Below are 13454 nucleotides of genomic sequence, written 5' to 3' on the forward strand. Positions count from 1 at the left end.
TGTGACTTAAAGCGTAGCACGACTACGCAGGTCTTTATCAGATCTCTGACTCTTGTTGGGGATTGGTATTAAGTTTGCGATTGTTTTGATAAAGATTTCGCTGCGCTTCTACCAAAGATTCAATCATGAGTGCCGTTCTTCAAATGAACGTGTCGGTCAGAAATCACTCTACTGTTGAGTGTTTTGTTTATTTTTCAACAGTTGAACAATGACTTGCTGCGGTTTAATTTCTCGTGACGGGATAGCATCGCAATAAACGTCACTTTCGGAGAGACGGATTGCCGTGTCACCCAAGCGAATTCTTGCCTTTATGCCATGCTGAATAGGTGAAGTTGCCACCTGATTTGCAATCCTTGTACCTCAACAAAACACCTGCAGTTAACTCTAAAAGGAGTTCACTAATGAGAAAGCTAACCATCGCTATATTCGTCGCGCTATTGAGCCTGCCCGCATTTGCAGAAACGGGCGAGGGGTTTAAGGGTGACGAGACTCCGCCGCCACCTCATAAGCAAGACAGTGGCTACAAAGGAATGGAAGATACTCACAACATCACTATTTCGCATCTCAAAGAGTTACGTGAGGGTGCCTGGGTAACCCTTAAAGGGAATATCATTAAAAAGATTGCTGATGATCATTATCAGTTTCGTGACAAGACAGGCACCATTGATATTAAGCTTGCCAAGGATACGTGGAATGGCGAGGAAGTGACCCCCAATGATTTGGTGACTATTAGTGGAAAAGTGGGAAAGGATCTCCAGTCGGTCAACGTTGAACATTTCCGCAAAGAGTGATTCAACCTCATCAGAGAACGGGAAGGAATCGTAAAATTACAGACACACAAAGCTCGCAACTTATTGGAATGCGGGCTTTTTCTGCGCTTGTGGGTCTTATGTGGTGATAACCTAAACGCAGACCCATCTTTAATTCTTAAGCTTGTTCCAAGGCATTTTTGCAAGCAAAAGCGCCATTCCACACCAGCCGCTGACACCCGCAAAGAGTAAGCCTGCGCCTACAAATCCAGATAATAAAAATAAGCTTGTATCTAGGGTATATCCCAGCAGGATGCCGATCAGGATTAGCGTTCCTGCGACGATCTGCACTTGCCGCATTAAGGGGAGAGGTTGTTTTTTGTCTTCGACTGTAGGGAAGTTTGCGCTTTTCCAGGCGCTAATCCCTCCGGATAACAATAACGTTGAAGCTGGGCTTGCGGCTTTGATGAGGGCATCAGCATTTTGGCTTGTGCGCGAACCCACCAGACAATAAAAGATGACTGGGTGTTGCACCGATAAGCCCACAATGCTTTTACCTGCGATGATATCTGATAGAGGAACTGATATGGCGTCAGGAACATGTTCCCGCAAAAATTCCGCAGGTTCACGGATATCAATAAGCACGGCTCCATTCTTCATTAGCGCTTGTGCTTCTGGCGGGCTCACTGATTTTACAGTCATTTGAAATCCTCAGGGCAATAAATGTCCTTTAAAGTTGAGATGATTTTTTTAACGGATTCGTTTTTGATGAAGTAGTTCATCCTTTGCGCATCTCTGGAACATTCAATCAGACCTTCGTCTTTCATCCTAGCCAGATGCTGTGAGGTTGCTGAAGAACTTAATCCCGTCAACTTACCAAGGTCGCCTGCCGAAGTGCCGGGTGAGTCAATAAGCATACAAAGGATCAATAGCCGATTAGGGTTACTCATCGACTTGAGAAGTTTTGTTGCCTGGGAGGCACTTTCTTGCAACAGGGTGAGTTCGGTTTCTGCCATGGCTCTTTACTTTAGGATTTGCTAACTTAAGCAAATCCTAAAGTAAGTAAGAGAGTAACGCAAGAGATGATTTATAAGAAAACTGGCATTTACACATTAAAAAAACCGGCCTGAGCCAATTTTTGCTTAAAAGCTAAAAGAAAGATGCGCACGCTTTGAGGCACAAATAGGTAAATCGCTATGGTGCGTTGCTTTGTTTGTACTCATTTATCTTATTTGCGGAGCAGTCGTTATATTTCAGATAAAACGAAAGAGGTTTATTGGTTGTGTCAGAATGTTGAGTGATCTGGAGTGCCCTCGATTCCATAGACAGTTCCTGTCCTCACGGCGAGGCCTTTTCGAAGGCCTCAGGACTGACGCCACCTAGATGACTGTGGCGCCGGGTACGGTTGTAGAACACTTCAATGTAATCGAATATATCCGCCCGGGCCAAGTCCCGGGTTTTATATGTTCGCTTTCTGACACGTTCTTTTTTTAGCGAACTGAAGAACGATTCTGCCACTGCATTACCCCAGCAGTTGCCACGACGACTCATACTTGGTGACAGATTATTGGCCCGGCAGAACCGCTGCCAGTCATCGCTACCATACTGGCTGCCCTGATCGCTGTGCACAATAACGCTTTCTACAGGTTTACGTCGCCAGACGGCCATTAGCAGTGCATCTAGCGCAAGCTCACGTGACAGTGTGGATTTCATCGACCAGCCCACTACGTTTCTGGCAAAGAGATCGATAACCACAGCCAGATAGAGCCAACCTTGCCAGGTGCGGATATAGGTAATATCGGTTACCCAGACCTGGTTTGGCTTTGCAACAGTGAACTCCCGCTGCACCCGATTAGGGGCTATTAGTGACGGTCGTCCTCTGCCTCCACGCGGTATCTTGTAGCCATGCACAGCCCGTATCCTGTTTTGTTTCATGATCTTGGCTACCCGGTTTCTGCTGCATGCTTCACCGATTTCACGCAAATCGCCGTGAACCCTGCGGTAACCGTAAACACCGCCGCTCAATGCATAAGAGTCTCGGATTAATTCCAGCAATCGCTGGTTATCCTTTTCTCCCGCAGAAACAGGACAATGAAGCCAGACGTAAAATCCAGCACGGGCAACGTTTAGAACCCGACACATCGCAGCGATCGACCAGATAGCGCGGTGATCGTTGATGAAGCGGTACTTTAGTCGGGCTCCCTTGCAAAGTACCGCGCTGCCTTTTTCAGAATATCCCGTTCTTCCTCAGTACGCTTAAGCTGCGCTTTCAGCCTGAGAATTTCCGTTCTGGCATCCAGTAAATCCTGAGCCTGATGCCCGTTATTATCAGGCTTTACTGAACGGACCCATTTATAAAGACTGTGCGCTGACACACCGAGGCGTTCCGAAACGTCGGCAACGGAATAGCCCCTCTCAGTGATCTGGCGGACAACTTCTTCCTTAAATTCAGGGGTAAAACGTGGTGTGCCCATAGACTCCTCCTATGCTCAAAATATAGGTCAGATTTGTCTACAGGCTCGGGGGCAGTCCAATATGACCTGCTCCCAGGATTGAATTCAACGCTCAGTTAATAATGGTGTGTCATGATGATGTGTCGGGTACTGTGGGTGACACATACTCCCTGAACGGCGGCGTATGCGGTTACAGGCGCTTGTGATTAATGTGAAGCCTTTCGCGTCGCAACAACTGCTATATGCGGCGGTAGCAGAGGGCAAAAGTAGTGTGATAAGCGTCATCTCAAGCGCATTTACTAGTGGGCATTTTTTAGCGAGGCGGTAATATAACTTGCCGTGTCGATTCTTACTCAACTCAATGATTTGTAGTTAATATGCATCAAGTTAGAAGGATTCGAGCTTCCGGCGTGGCGCTAAGCTGCTACAGGTTGGCGCATCCCTATAAGGATTGAGAGGAGCCAAAATGTCAGAAGTAGCTACCACCACGCCATTATCTGGACAGATATCACTAAGATTTCTTGAGCTTTCCCAATTCCGCCGACTTGGCAAGGTCCAAATGGACGTTGACCCAAAGACTACTATCCTCGTCGGCGCTAACAATAGCGGCAAAACATCAATTCTGGCAGCGCTGCGCCACTTCCTTGCTGATGGCTCACCATTTGGTGCTTTCGACATCAGTATTTCACAATGGCCAAAATTGCGGGAACTTGGAAGAGCTTGGGACGCATTAGAGGAAGATCCATCTACGTCTGGCGCATCCGAAGATGAATGGGAAGAGCAACTTGGAACCTTACTTTCGGCGATGCCAACGCTGGACCTATGGTTCGATGCTAAGGCCGGTATGTTCCACTATGTCTCTTCGTTTCTATCAAAATTCAGCTGGAAAGGCGGCGCAGTAGGTGTCCGATTACGTCTGGAACCAGCTACGAACATTGAGGATTTGAAACAGTTAGCATGGAAGTATCACATGGCGAGAATGCCTGTGAAGGGTATGGGGAAGAATTCTCTTGCCTGGCCTATTGATCTACTGGATTTTTGGCTCCGCGAAGCATCCCTGCTGGGCCAAGTTCGAGCTTATAAGTTGGATGCTGATAACAATCCTTTGAACGGAATAAAGACCTATGTTAGCCAGACACTTGATGCTGACTCTAGCCCAATTGATCGAAAAAACCTGCAGAAACTTATACGAGTAGACTTTGTAGCTGCACAGCGTGGCCTTGGTAGTGAGGAAGCCGATTCCCGATCTGCTTCTGGCCCCCATCGCATAGGTTTGTTCTCCAATTAGCTCCTCAAATTTGCTCGACAGCACCTAAATGTGGCTGCAACAGGTCATGGGCACCGAGCTGACCTCATAAAAGCTGTTGCTGAGGCGCAGCAGGAACTAGATAAAAAGATCCATGAGGCTATCGGACCTTCGGTAGAAGAGGTTAAAGAGCTTGGGTACCCTGGCTTGCATGATCCCCAAGAGATTCGTTTCCGCACGCGCATACAGACAGCTGATTTACTTGACCATGGAACCGCTGTTCAATACAGCATGCAGAAGGATTCGTTAGAAGAGCTTCTCCCGGAATATTCCATTGGTCTCGGTTATCAGAATTTACAATCGCTCAGTTACCAACTTGTTTCTTTCAAGGCTGCTCGCCTAAATCCTGAAAAGGGCGCTCCAGTACCTGTTCACCTGGTTATGATTGAGGAGCCCGAGGCTCATTTGCACGTCCAAGTACAACGTATATTTCCTGGCAAGGCACATAAGTTAATCAGCCCTAACGGTAGCGATGAGTCAGGACTTAAAAGCCAATTGATTATCAGTACTCATTCTAGTCATCTAGCACATGCTGAGAATTTTGACCGGCTACGATATGTTCGCCGCATTGCTAAGAGTGAAGAACAAACCATGCCTACCACTGAGGTGGTCAATCTTGGGCAAGTTTTTGGTGATGATAAAACGACCCGTCAATTTGCTGAGCGTTATTTTCGCGTTCAACACACAGATCTTTTATTCGCCAATGCTGCAATCTTTGTCGAGGGGGTTGCTGAGCGTATGCTGTTGCCTCTTTTCATTGAAAGAGATTTTGCAATACTCAACAGCCGCTATCTGTCCTTCCTTGATATTGGTGGTAGCCATGCTCATCGGCTAAGGTCTCTCGTTGAAAGACTCCGTATTCCTACTGTAATTATTACTGATATCGATCCTGTTGAAGAAAAACTTGGTAAACCTAAAAAAAATGGTGAACCAACTACAACCTTGGTTGCTGTGGCTAATACAGGACAGCCTGGGCTGCAATGCGGAAACCCGACTCTTCGTGGATGGCATCCTAAGCTGCAGCAGCTTGAAGATTTCAAGAACCCGAAAGATGAGCATCTTGTCTGGAACGAAATTGCCGAATGTTCTGTGCGTTTCGCATGGCAATTGCCTGTAGCCGAAGCCGATAGTCAGTGGCCAAGTACTTTTGAGGATTCTCTTATCCTAAGGAATATTCCTTGGTTTAAGGAGTTGATGAATGAAAAAGTCGATGACGAAGGCAAGCAAATCACACCGCCGAAAGGCGCGCTGGGCTCAGTAGCAAGACAGGTTGCTGAAAATGATAATATTCCAGAACTGCTCGCGGCTCTGCACAAATTAATGCATGGATCATTTAATAAAGGAGACTTTGCCGCAAGCATCTTTGAAATGGTCGCTGCGGAAGAGCCGATTGTCTGTCCTAAATATATCGAGGATGCATTGGAATGGCTCCAGACACAGCTGGAGCCAAGCAAGGAGGTGATGCCATGACTAGCTCACCAATCCTTGACGGCAATGATCGCGATGCAGGGGTAGTAGAAGAGATTTGCGGCTACCTTACAGACATTCCACCTCGTAACTACTTCCTTTTTGCGGGGGCTGGTTCTGGTAAAACACGAACATTGGTGGAAGTTTTACGTCGCCTTACTGGTGTGACCGAGCATGAGAAGGGGGGACAATTGGCACGGTCCCTGAAGATGTATGGGCGTTCGATTAGAGTGGTAACGTACACAAAGAATGCTGTCTCTGTAATCAACGGACGTCTTGGGGACAATAGCTTAGTCAGTGTATCTACCATCCATTCATTTTGTTGGGAGTTAATTAATGGGTTCAACGATGACATTCGTGAGTCCCTTATAGCAGTAAAAGAAGCTCAACTCGCTAAAGAGACTGCAGAGGCACAAGCGAAACCGAAGGGTATTACTGCAGCAAAACAGCGTGACCTTGACGAAATCACGAATGAAATCGAGATTCTTCGGACAACTGAAGTATTCATCTACCATCCCGATCGCAATACGTATGGATCTGGTGCACTACCGCACAATTACGTACTCGATGCGACAGCTTGGTTGCTTCGAAACAAGCCAACACTCCAATCCATTCTCAAAGATCGACATCCAATCATACTTATTGATGAGTCGCAGGACACGATGAAAGGTGTACTGGACTCCTTGATGATACTTGCCAAAAAGCGGGAGAGAGATTTGACTCTTGGTCTGCTGGGAGATCATCGACAACGAATTTATATGGATGGTCATGCCGATCTTCCAAGCATTGTTCCGGAAAACTGGGCAACGCCTGAGTTACAAATGAATCATCGTAGTCAGCGACGGATTGTCACACTGATTAATAAAATCTGGGAAACTGAACTGGAAGGCAGGACGCAACCAGTAAAGGGTTCAGCACAACATCCCCGAACAGAAAAGGCTGGTGGAATGGTTCGGCTCTTCTTGGGGGATACATCACGAAGTCCAGAAGATAAAGTGCTTAGCGAACGCTGGTGTGCCGAGCGGATGTTTGAAGTTAGTGGTTCAATAGCTTGGAATCAAGAGCAATATCAGATGCTTGCGCTTGAGCATAAGCTCGTCGCCACTCGTGGCTCGTTTCTTGAGGTGTATGAGGCAATGACCCTACTGGATCCCCACGCTGCAGCTCCATCTGGCAGTGGGGACAATAAGGGGCCTTCAACAGTACAAATTTTGCTTAATGAGCTTGGGCATTTAGAAGCCTGCGTGAGTAATGAAGGAAATGTGAATGAGTTCAAGGCAACCGAAGTTTTTCGACGTTATAGCGGTTTAGACAATATGCCAGAGGACTCTGAAGCAAGAGCTGAACGTACTGATGAAATGCTCAAGGCGATAGCGATATTTGCAATGGCTTGCGCCAACCCTGAGTCAACGGTCGCTGAGGTATTAGCACCAGTCTTAAATGCAAAATTATTTGAAGTAGATCATCGCCTTCAGGAGGCTTATGCCGACAAGTCGCCAGCTCCTTTGATTCCCGGACGAGGTGTGGATGAGTCAAAGCAAGCCAGAATGCGTCGCGGATGGTGTGCACTGTTTACAGCGCCATGGAATCAACTTAAGCGCTATCGGAATTACCTCGCAGGGCTTTCAGATCTTGCAACCCATCAGGTAGTCAAAGGCTCTGAGTTTAAGCACGTCATGGTTGTAATGGATGATGCTCTTGCTGGGGGGACCCTCATTAAGTACGACAAGATTTTTGGTGGTACGGAGTTAAGTCCAAAGGATAAACAGAATGCAGAGGCCGGTAAGGAGACAACCATCGACCGGACTTTACGGTTGCTGTACGTGACTTGTAGCAGGGCGCAAGAATCGCTCGCCTTAGTGCTTTGGTCTTCCGATCCAACTGCAGCAATGGCTCGAATCGAGGAGAGCAAATGGTTTGCTGAAAACGAAATACAGGTCATTCCATAGTGTCGCCCAAGGATAGATACGCAATACCTTATCCTAAGGATAATTCCATTGCCGAGTTAATCCTTAGTTCGCTGAAAATAAGAGCGTATCAGAATATAGACTCTCGAGGTGTTTTGAAATGATGTACCAGCCTGTCCCGCTTGCACGATATTTTTCTTTAGTACCTAAGTCAAAGGTTGACTCAGATGAAAGCGAATTGCACTCGTTTTGGAGTACACAGAAACGCACTGAGTGGCAAACGCTTGAAGAAGAATATCGCTGCGTCATTTTGGCGGAAGCAGGAGCAGGAAAAACCTTCGAGATGGAATCTCGGGCAAAGCATATCCAGCAATCAGGTCGAGCAGCATTCTTCATCAGAATAGAAGATATAGAAGATGGTTTCGAAAATGCCTTTGAAGTCGGTTGCGCAGAATCCTTTGAAAACTGGCTGAAATCTCACGAGGAAGCATGGTTTTTCCTTGACTCGGTCGATGAAGCTCGCCTTGAAAATCCTCGAGCTTTTGAGAAAGCAATTAGGCGTTTTTCATTGAAGATCAAATCAGCGCAACAGCGTGCGCACATTTTCGTTTCTAGTCGTCCATATGCATGGCGTGCACGAACTGATCGGGAACTGTTAGAGCAATATTTACCCTTCGAAAAGTTGTTGGCTGATACTACGGTCACTGAAGAAAGTGATTCTAATGAAATCGATAATGATGAGGTAGTTGAAGTAAGTAGCGCTCTGCAAGTATTCATACTCGAACCACTGGAAGAGTGTGGCATTCGTATCTTTGCCGAACATCGTGAAACACCACAAGTAGAAAAGCTGATTATTGAACTTCATCGTGCAAATCTGACAACTATGGCTGCGCGGCCATTTGATCTTGAGAGTATTTTGGCTAAGTGGAAAACCGAACAAAAGCTTGATGGGCGGCTCGAGTTACTACAGCACAATATTGATCTTCGTTTAAGCGAGATTGATCCAAGTCGTTCACAACGACAACCACTCAATCGAGAGAATGCATTATCAGGCGTACGTTTACTTGCCGCCGCGGTTATTATGACTGGTGAGCCTGGAATTCGAATTCCAGACGCCACCTTTCCTGGCGAAGGCATTGATGCGGAAGTTGTTTTAGGTGATTGGAACCCATCAGAGGTTAGAGCACTACTTGAACGTGGTATCTTCAATGATGTCATATATGGCATGGTACGATTTCGGCACCGAGAAGTGCGAGAGCTCCTCGCAGCAGAATGGTTTAGTCGTCAACTAAATGATGGTCATTCTCGTCGAGCAACAGAGTCCCTATTTATTCGCGAACAATATGGTCAATTAGTTATAACTCCTCGCTTGCGACCGATATTGCCTTGGTTAATCTTGTTCGATAGTGAATTACGTCAAAAAGTATTGAAAATATCGCCTGAGATCGTGGTTGAGGGAGGGGATGCAGCTCGCTTACCTTTAACTGAACGGCAAATGATTCTCACAGATGTTGTTAGACGTATTGCTGAAGGCAAAGATGATCATTCGGCACGTGATAATAATGCTATTGCCCGCATAGCCCAGCCAGATTTAATGAATGATACCCTCAATTTGATTGTGGATCATCGAAATAATGATGATGCTATTTTCTTCTTAGGAAGATTAGTTTGGCAAGGTGGTATGACGGAGTGTGTGCCGATTCTTTCAGAAATCGCAATTGATCCAGCCCGCGATATTTATGCTCGGATCGCGGCTACACGTGCTGTGATGACATGTGGAGAGAGGAACCAAATAAACCATCTATGGAACGAGCTAATTCGTTTACCTGAAGTTTTACCTCGAAAATTGCTAGCTGAAGTACTGGGAAATGCTAACCCTGATGCTGCCTCTGCTAATTTCTTGTTGGTATCGTTAGAAAAAGTGGAAGCTTATAAGCCGTATGAAACATCTGGATTAAAGCAAGCTTTGCATTTTTTCATTGATCGTTTTCCGAATGATGCAACTGCGCTAAAACCGTTGGAAACAATAATTAGTGGCCTGAACGGTTATCTTGACCGAGAACCTTACATTGAGAGAGGGGAGTGCCATGCCTCGAAAGAGTTCGTATGGCTTTTAGGCCCAGCAACACATGCTGTTGAGCGATTGGTTTCTACACATTTAGAAGCAGCACTTTCATCGGATGCCCTTGCTGTTATGTTAAAAGTACCGGCAGTTCGATTCTGGCGAAGTGATGATTTCGACGAGTACAAAAACAAACTTCATGAAATTGTCCCTGTTTGGAAGGAACTAAATGATGCGCTGTTCTGGAAAAGTATTGAGGAAGCGCGCAGCAGAATCGAAACAAAGGAATCTGAACGGCTTATTGATGATTACTCTGTGCAGTGGCTTGGTCACTTTTGGAAATTCGGGCCTGACCGATTCGAAGACGTGCTGAATTTTATTGTGATGCAAGATTTTCTAGATGACAAGTTTGTAGCGGTTTCTCTTGCCATTAGGCTTTATAATTTGGCTGATAAACCTGCAGACTGGTTACATAAACTCAAATGTATAGCAGAAGAGCGAGCCGAAATTAAAGAGTACCTTGATACTTTTTTAAACCCGCAGAGGTCGCTAAAAGCTATCGAACGGGAAGAAAAAGAAGCACAGCGCCGGGAAGAGTGGGCAAAAGAAAAAGAAGGGCGCAATCGCAACCGGATAGAGTGGATTACTCGCTTAAAAGCAAAACCGGATGTTATTCGAAATCCTCCAGGACTTAAACCAGGCGATTTCAGTAATGATCAGTATTGGCTATTGTGTGAAATTGAAGGTAACGGTAATCGTTCTGATGGTTCAAATTGGGAACGGTTGATTCCTGAATTTGGTGAAGATGTCGCACGAGCATATCGGGATGCTGCAACATCACATTGGAGGAAATACGTCCCTTCTATTAGATCAGAGGGAAGCGACACAACCTCCGTTCCCTATCAATTAATATTTGCTATAGCCGGTCTGGAAATTGAAGCAAGTGAAAATGATGCTTTTCCAGCATGCCTGAATGAAGCTGAGGTGCTTCATGTACTTCGGTATACTATCTGGGAGTTGAATGGACTGCCAAAATGGCTGGAACAATTGCATCATGCTTTTCCTGAATTGGTACTGGAAGCAATCCTCACAGAATTAAACTGGGAACTTACGCATACTGCAGTCGACAAGTCTATGCATTATATTTTGTATAAACTTGCGGCTCATGCACCATGGATACATCCGTACATGGCTCCAGCATTAATTGACTGGATGGGGCAAAACGAAATTTTCAACTCTGACCTGCTTCGTTACTGTATTTGTATTTTGCAAAATGGAAATGTTGATTCTAACGTTATATTAAAGCTAGTTGAATCGAAAATTTTGCAAAGTGCTGTAAAAGAGCAGTTAGCGACTTGGTATGCACTTTGGGTTGATCTTAATGCGGAAGAAGCGATTCTTGCCGTTGATAGTTGGTTGTCAGACCTCCAGTCAGAAGAGGCTTCAAAAGAAGCACAGTTATTTATAACAAAATTAATGGGGGCTCGTTTTTCTAGGAATACAGCTTATGGTAATGGCGACTCCTTCAGTGTCAAACAGCTTAAAGCGTTATATATTCTCATGCATCGGTATATTAGAGCAGAGGATGATATAGAACGGGCCGGTAAGGGGGTGTATTCTCCGGGGCTGAGGGATGATGCGCAAGATGGCCGTAATGCTCTTTTTAACAGGTTGGCTGCAATTCCAGGAAAAGAAACCTATTTTGCCCTTATAGAACTATCTGGAGAACATCCAGTTATTGAATCTCGATCTTGGATGAGTAAGTTAGCTTATAAACGAGCTGAAGAGGATGCAGATTTAGAACCATGGTCGGCACAGCAAATGCGAGAGTTTGCTAGGAACCAGATGAGTACGCCAACAACACATCGACAGCTCTTTGATCTTACTGTTAACCGCCTGATTGATCTCAAGTCATGGATCGAAGTCGGAAATGATAGCCCATACAGGACTTGGCAAAGAGTTGAAGGTGAAAACGAGATGCGGAACCTTGTGGCGGGTTGGTTGAATAATAATTCTTCAGGCCGCTATAGCTGCGCTCAGGAAAACGAACTTCCGAATAGACAAAGACCAGATATCTGGACTCAAAATCCACATATCCCCTCGCCAGTGCCTATTGAACTGAAATTGCTCGATAACTGGTCCGGCCCAGAGCTATGTGAGCGGTTACGCAATCAACTTGCAGGTGATTACTTACGAGAGGAAACGGCAGGCTGTGGAGTCATGCTTTTAGTTTGGCAGGGAAAATCTAGCCAAGTTCACTGGCAGATTGGGGGATGGAGAGCTACACTTTCTGGTTTGGAAGATGCGCTTAAATTATATTGGAATTCTATTGCCAGTAATTTTCCTAGTGTTGCTGCAATTGATGTGATTATAATTGATCTTACCTTAAGAAATACGAAATCGGATGTCTAATGTGGCTGTTGAAGCACGTTTTAAGTTGTGAGATGACTATTAGTTATTTTCAATGTTATTAGCAATTCAAACTGAATGTCAGTTGTGAGCAAAAGTAGAAGTTAGAAGTAGATGGGTCCAGTCAAGTTGTAGGGGGGACTGGACTTGCTACATTTATGCTGCCATCGAATCTTTCAAATTAATATTCATTTTATTGATTGCAGAACTATACATTTTTTTGTAGTCATTGTTAGATAAATTAAGAGTAACAACTTCCACATTAAATGATTTTAAAAGCCCTGCTTTTTCAGTAGGTATTTCGTTGGTGTAGAAATAAATTTTGTTATTAACTAACCCGTTAGAAGAAAAACGAGCCCGCTTATTAAGTAACCACCAAATGTCAATCTCAGTGTAATCCAAAGAAAAACCAATAATGTGCACGTTAGTAGAAAAGAAGAGATCAACCCAAGATGTAAAACAAAAAGATGAATTCTCAAGTTTTTTCAGCATGGGGTCAACATTACATTCCTCCCCATCAATCTTATGCTTATATGTGCCTTTGACATAAGAATCTATTTTACTTACTGACCCGCAATAGTGATCTAACCCAAGCATAATCGATTTAGGCTGTCCTATTTCACCATGTATGTTCCAAAGGAATTTCGTTCCTTCTATTGAATCATATTTTCTCTTTCTCCTTAAACTATAAATATCCTCAGTACTTAATTTTTTAGGTGTAAGTCCAAGAGCCTTTTCGAAAGCATAGTCGTAATTTGTTGTTAAGTAATTTTCAATCTCTAACGTTGCTAAGGTCTCAAGTATTTCATTGGATTCTTGTAGTTGTAATTCTTTGGCTATTACTTCCTTAATTTCAAGCTCATCTACTTTTTCTCGTTTTGCAGAGGTGTGTTTTTCCATGAAAATCCTTTCATACACCATGGTGTTCGGTAGTTCTCCGCTTGAGAAAATACTAGTACCTTTTATTTTATCTAATAAGTCATTCCAACTAATTGCATTCGTCGAAAGTCGATTAATTCCATTTCCAAATAACAGTGTGTTACCCATATTTCGCCTATTAACAATACATGTAAATTGAATGGTTCCTCAATGTGATTAACA

At 44.7% G+C, this 13454-nt stretch carries 10 protein-coding genes; 6 read left to right on the plus strand and 4 right to left on the minus strand.

Annotated features, from left to right (window positions below; translation table 11 throughout):
- Positions 1–401 precede the first annotated feature (401 nt).
- Positions 402–791: a YgiW/YdeI family stress tolerance OB fold protein gene (locus DRI82_RS18145; protein WP_114195319.1), complete on the plus strand. Its 390-nt coding sequence runs from the start codon at positions 402–404 to the stop codon at positions 789–791.
- A 129-nt stretch (positions 792–920) separates the two neighbouring features.
- Here the strand turns inward: DRI82_RS18145 and DRI82_RS18150 are convergent, their stop codons facing one another.
- Both DRI82_RS18150 and DRI82_RS18155 read right to left on the minus strand, forming a co-directional pair.
- Positions 921–1451, minus strand: coding sequence for a rhodanese family protein (locus DRI82_RS18150; protein ID WP_114195320.1), 531 nt, complete (start codon positions 1449–1451; stop codon positions 921–923).
- Complete coding sequence (locus DRI82_RS18155; RefSeq protein ID WP_114195321.1) at positions 1448–1765, minus strand: ArsR/SmtB family transcription factor; 318 nt, start codon at positions 1763–1765, stop codon at positions 1448–1450. The genes DRI82_RS18150 and DRI82_RS18155 overlap by 4 nt, the downstream gene beginning before the upstream one ends.
- A gap of 180 nt (positions 1766–1945) precedes the next feature.
- Between DRI82_RS18155 and DRI82_RS18160 the strand changes: the two genes are divergently transcribed.
- Complete coding sequence (locus DRI82_RS18160) at positions 1946–2050, plus strand: ogr/Delta-like zinc finger family protein (RefSeq protein WP_114195322.1); 105 nt, start codon at positions 1946–1948, stop codon at positions 2048–2050.
- A gap of 37 nt (positions 2051–2087) precedes the next feature.
- Here DRI82_RS18160 and DRI82_RS18165 read toward each other — a convergent pair.
- A protein-coding gene (locus DRI82_RS18165; protein WP_114195323.1) for an IS3 family transposase occupies positions 2088–3223 on the minus strand; the annotation gives its coding sequence in 2 pieces (ribosomal slippage) (positions 2088–2977 and positions 2977–3223; 1137 coding nt in all).
- 445 nt (positions 3224–3668) lie between these two features.
- Here DRI82_RS18165 and DRI82_RS24395 point away from each other — a divergent pair.
- The 4 genes from DRI82_RS24395 to DRI82_RS18180 all read left to right on the plus strand — a co-directional run bounded on the left by DRI82_RS24395 (position 3669) and on the right by DRI82_RS18180 (position 12356).
- Positions 3669–4490, plus strand: a complete 822-nt coding sequence (locus DRI82_RS24395) for an AAA family ATPase (RefSeq protein WP_245956877.1) — start codon at positions 3669–3671, stop codon at positions 4488–4490.
- 30 nt (positions 4491–4520) lie between these two features.
- Positions 4521–5978 carry an ATP-dependent nuclease gene (locus tag DRI82_RS24400; RefSeq protein ID WP_245956878.1) on the plus strand — a complete coding sequence of 486 codons (1458 nt, stop codon included), beginning with the start codon at positions 4521–4523 and terminating at the stop codon, positions 5976–5978.
- Positions 5975–7924: a UvrD-helicase domain-containing protein gene (locus DRI82_RS18175; protein WP_114195324.1), complete on the plus strand. Its 1950-nt coding sequence runs from the start codon at positions 5975–5977 to the stop codon at positions 7922–7924. Before DRI82_RS24400 ends, DRI82_RS18175 begins: the two co-directional genes overlap by 4 nt.
- A 118-nt stretch (positions 7925–8042) precedes the next feature.
- Positions 8043–12356, plus strand: coding sequence for an NACHT domain-containing protein (locus tag DRI82_RS18180; protein WP_114195325.1), 4314 nt, complete (start codon positions 8043–8045; stop codon positions 12354–12356).
- Positions 12357–12509: 153 nt separating this feature from the next.
- Here the strand turns inward: DRI82_RS18180 and DRI82_RS18185 are convergent, their stop codons facing one another.
- Positions 12510–13400, minus strand: coding sequence for an SIR2 family protein (locus DRI82_RS18185; protein WP_114195326.1), 891 nt, complete (start codon positions 13398–13400; stop codon positions 12510–12512).
- Between the last annotated feature and the right edge of the window lie 54 nt (positions 13401–13454).

The sequence above is a fragment of the Edaphovirga cremea genome (assembly GCF_003332275.1).
GTDB classification, from domain to species: domain Bacteria; phylum Pseudomonadota; class Gammaproteobacteria; order Enterobacterales; family Enterobacteriaceae; genus Edaphovirga; species Edaphovirga cremea.

Bases quoted from the DNA above. Each gene is read 5' to 3' on its own strand.
- DRI82_RS18145 (WP_114195319.1), top strand. From the start codon at position 402: ATGAGAAAGCTAACCATCGCTATATTCGTCGCGCTATTGAGCCTGCCC.
- DRI82_RS18150 (WP_114195320.1), bottom strand. From the start codon at position 1,451: ATGACTGTAAAATCAGTGAGCCCGCCAGAAGCACAAGCGCTAATGAAG.
- DRI82_RS18155 (WP_114195321.1), bottom strand. From the start codon at position 1,765: ATGGCAGAAACCGAACTCACCCTGTTGCAAGAAAGTGCCTCCCAGGCA.
- DRI82_RS18160 (WP_114195322.1), top strand. From the start codon at position 1,946: ATGGTGCGTTGCTTTGTTTGTACTCATTTATCTTATTTGCGGAGCAGT.
- DRI82_RS24395 (WP_245956877.1), top strand. From the start codon at position 3,669: ATGTCAGAAGTAGCTACCACCACGCCATTATCTGGACAGATATCACTA.
- DRI82_RS18175 (WP_114195324.1), top strand. From the start codon at position 5,975: ATGACTAGCTCACCAATCCTTGACGGCAATGATCGCGATGCAGGGGTA.
- DRI82_RS18180 (WP_114195325.1), top strand. From the start codon at position 8,043: ATGATGTACCAGCCTGTCCCGCTTGCACGATATTTTTCTTTAGTACCT.
- DRI82_RS18185 (WP_114195326.1), bottom strand. From the start codon at position 13,400: ATGGGTAACACACTGTTATTTGGAAATGGAATTAATCGACTTTCGACG.